Annotated in this window: 3 protein-coding genes; 2 read left to right on the top strand and 1 reads right to left on the bottom strand. The window is 72.9% G+C overall.

What is annotated here, in order from left to right; all coding sequences use genetic code 11:
* Positions 1 to 363: 363 nt before the first annotated feature.
* Positions 364 to 1,644, top strand: a complete 1,281-nt coding sequence (gene purD / locus FRW57_RS19415) for a phosphoribosylamine--glycine ligase (RefSeq protein WP_152186811.1) — start codon at positions 364 to 366, stop codon at positions 1,642 to 1,644.
* Between the two features lie 131 nt (positions 1,645 to 1,775).
* Positions 1,776 to 2,702 carry a phosphoribosylaminoimidazolesuccinocarboxamide synthase gene (locus FRW57_RS19420; protein WP_152186812.1) on the top strand — a complete coding sequence of 309 codons (927 nt, stop codon included), beginning with the start codon at positions 1,776 to 1,778 and terminating at the stop codon, positions 2,700 to 2,702.
* A gap of 37 nt (positions 2,703 to 2,739) precedes the next feature.
* On the opposite strand, the gene FRW57_RS19425 is transcribed toward FRW57_RS19420, so the two are convergent.
* A partial coding sequence (locus FRW57_RS19425) for a class I SAM-dependent methyltransferase (RefSeq protein ID WP_152186813.1) occupies positions 2,740 to 3,195 on the bottom strand: 456 nt, incomplete at its 5' end.

Genomic DNA, 3,195 nt, shown 5'->3' on the forward strand with positions numbered 1-3,195 from the left:
CCGCCGCTGTCGGCGGTGGGCCGACCGGATCGGGTGCGTCCGCCGGGCCCGCGGGCCTGCCGGGGGAGCCCGCGGGGGCTCCCGTGTCGGTCGAGTCGCGTGCCATGGCCCCACCCTATGTGGCGGGTTCCCGACATTGTCCCCGCTCCGTCAGGAATCGGCTGCACACCCTGCCGCTGGTCTGCCATCGTGGGTCGAGCCGGTCCTCGTACCGGTCGGGCACGTGCACTGTCGCCAGTTCCCCCCACCGTGCGACTCCGTGCTCGAGGCGCGGTCCCCCCGGGAGATATCCCCCCTGCCTCCCGGGGGGGCCGTGCACACCACGACTCCTCCGTCCCCGGGCCGGTCACTAGGCTCGGCAGCGTGAAGGTCCTCGTCATCGGTTCAGGTGCTCGTGAGCACGCCCTCGTCCGTGCGCTCGCCGCGGATCCCGCGGTGGACGCGGTGGTCGCCGCACCCGGCAACCCCGGGATCGACGCCATCGCGCTCTGCCGAGAGCTCCCCGCCGGTCCGGAGGACGGAGCCGGTATCGCGGCACTCGCCCAGGAGGTCGGCGCAGACCTGGTGGTCATCGGACCGGAGGCGCCGCTCGTGGCCGGCGCCGCGGACGCGGTCCGCGCCGCCGGGATCGACTGCTTCGGCCCGACCGCCGAGGCGGCCCGGCTGGAGGGCAGCAAGGCCTTCGCCAAGGAGGTCATGGCCGCAGCCGACGTGCCCACCTCCTTGTCCCGGGTGTGCACCAGCCTCGACCAGGTTGCCGACGCCCTCGACGCGTTCGGCGCCCCGCACGTGGTCAAGGACGACGGCCTGGCAGGCGGCAAGGGCGTCGTCGTGACCGACGAGCGCGCGCGGGCTCTCGCCCACGCCGCCCACTGCCTCGCAGGCCCGGGCTCGACCGTCGTGGTGGAGGAGTTCCTGGACGGCCCCGAGGTCTCGCTGTTCTGCCTCACCGACGGCACCACCGTCGTGCCCCTCGCTCCGGCGCAGGACTTCAAGCGGGTCGGTGATGGCGACGAAGGGCCCAACACCGGTGGCATGGGGGCATACTCACCGCTGGACTGGGTGCCGGAGGGCTTGACGCAGCACGTGGTCGACCGGATCGCGCAGCCCACCATCGACGAGATGCGGCGCCGAGGCACTCCCTTTGCCGGAGTCCTCTACGTGGGACTGGCGATCACGGAGCGCGGCCCCCAGGTCGTCGAGTTCAACGCCCGCTTCGGCGATCCGGAGACCCAGGTGGTGCTGGCCCGGCTGCTGACACCGCTCGGCGTTGTGCTCCAGGCGACTGCTCGGGGCGCCCTGGCCGAGGTCCCACCCCTGCGGTGGCGCGAGCAGCACGCCGTCACCGTTGTCGTGGCCGCCAAGGGATATCCGCAGTCGCCACGCACCGGCGGCCGGATCCACGGTCTGGACGAGGTGGGCGATGACGCCTACGTGCTGCACGCCGGCACGGCCCGAGCCAAGGACGGCGCCATCGTGTCGGCCGGCGGACGCGTCCTGTCCGTGGTGGCGCTCGGCGACGACCTCGAGCAGGCCCGCCATCGCGCCTACGCGGCGGTCGACCGGATCGAGCTCGACGGCTCGCACCACCGCACCGACATCGCCCTGGCCGCCCAACGCGGCGAGGTCGCCGTCGCCGGCTGACCCCTCTCTCGTCGTTGCTCCGAGATCGCGTCGTCGGTGACGCCCATCCCCAGCAACTTCTCGAGGGTCGTCGCCCCAGACGAGTCGACCGGAGGGCGGGTCCGGGGTGCCCGGCTGCAAGAATCGCCGGCATGACGCCTCCTGTCCCTTTGGACCTGCCCGGCTACGTCCACGTCTACTCCGGCAAGGTGCGTGAGCTGTATGCGCCGCTCGACCCCGCGACAGGATCACCGAGCCAGGACCGGCTCCTGCTGGTCGCCTCGGACCGCATCTCGGCCTACGACCACGTCCTCGAGTCGGAGATCCCCGACAAGGGCGCCGTGCTGACCCAGCTGTCGCTGTGGTGGTTCGAGCAGCTGGCCGACCTCGTGCCCAACCACGTCGTCTCGGACGAGGTGCCTGCGGCAGTCGCCGGCCGGGCGCTGCTGGTCCGGCGGCTGGAGATGCTGCCGGTGGAGTGCATCGGCCGGGCCTACCTCACCGGCGGCGGGCTCGAGGACTACCGGCAGAACGGGTCCGTGTGCGGGGTGCCGCTGCCCGAGGGCCTGGAGGACGGGTCCCGCCTGCCCGGGCCGATCTTCACCCCGACGACCAAGGCCCCGTTGGGCGAGCACGACCTGCCGATGACCTTCGCCGAGGTCGAGCAGGAGGTGGGTGCGCGGCTTGCCGCGCAGGTGCGCGACCTCACCACGGCGATCCTGTCCCGCGGAAACGGGATCGCCGCCGCGCGCGGCATCCTGCTGGCCGACACCAAGGTCGAGTTCGGGCTGGACGCCGCCAGCCCTGACCAGGACGGCAACCCGACGGTCGTTCTCGCGGACGAGGTGCTGACGCCCGACTCGTCCCGGTTCTGGCCGGCTGACCAGTGGCAACCGGGTCGCACCCAGCCGTCATACGACAAGCAGTTCGTGCGTGACTGGCTGACCTCTGCGGCGAGCGGGTGGGACAGGGGTTCCGGCGAGGCGCCCCCGCCGTTGCCGGACGAGATCGTGGACCAGACACGGGCGAAGTATGTGGAGGCCTACGAGGCGCTGACCGGCCGCACCTTCGCGTCGTGACCCGACGCGCAGCAGGGCGCGGACGAGCGGCACCGGATCAGACTCGGGCCAGGCGATACCAGCGAGGTGAGGCCTTGGCTGCGGGGCCGCGGGCCGCGCTGATGTCGAGCGGCTCCTCGTCGGTGATCTGCCACCCGGGCAGCGCGCTCTCGATGCCGGCACGGTCCGCCCCGCGCGGCAGGGGACCCCGCCGTCCCGGGCTGAATGCCAGCAGCAACAGGGCGGCGTCGACCCTCGTGACACTGGTCAGCTCGCGACCGTAGGCCCGTCGCTGGTCGTCGTCGAGCCCGTGGAAGCAGCCGACGTCGATGGCGAACCGGAAGGAGCCGCGGACGTGGTCGTGGAGCCGGGTGACGTCAGCCTCGACGAACTCCACTTCGACCCCCGCTTCCCGGGCTCGTTCGCGGGCCCGGCGGAGCGCTTGCGGCACCGCGTCGACGCCGGTCACCTGCCAGCCACGGCGGGCGAGCTCGACCGACGGGCCGCCGGTCCC

Origin of the sequence: Segeticoccus rhizosphaerae (assembly GCF_009192725.1) — a bacterium.
Taxonomy (GTDB): domain Bacteria; phylum Actinomycetota; class Actinomycetes; order Actinomycetales; family Dermatophilaceae; genus Segeticoccus; species Segeticoccus rhizosphaerae.